A 235-nucleotide genomic window follows, 5' to 3' on the forward strand; every position below is an offset into this window, starting at 1 on the left:
TGATTTATATCGGAACAGATATTATGCAGATCTACATTTATATGCAGTTTCTCGAGAAGATTTCGGTACAGCTCGACGAGAGTGCGATGTTGGATGGCGCATCTTACGTGCGGATTTTCCGCTCGATTATTTTCCCCTTATTGCTGCCAGCAACGGCTACACTAGCTATACTAAAAAGTGTTACAATAATGAACGATATCTTTGTCCAACAGCTCTACATGCCTAGCGCGAAACT

General features: G+C 42.1%; 1 protein-coding gene. It reads left to right on the forward strand.

The features are described 5' to 3' along the window. Positions 1-235: ABC transporter permease subunit (locus KVT27_RS26190; protein ID WP_217582334.1), on the forward strand; the 235-nt coding region annotated here is incomplete at both ends.

The organism is Lysinibacillus sp. GbtcB16, from assembly GCF_019091145.1.
Taxonomy (GTDB): domain Bacteria; phylum Bacillota; class Bacilli; order Bacillales_A; family Planococcaceae; genus Lysinibacillus; species Lysinibacillus fusiformis.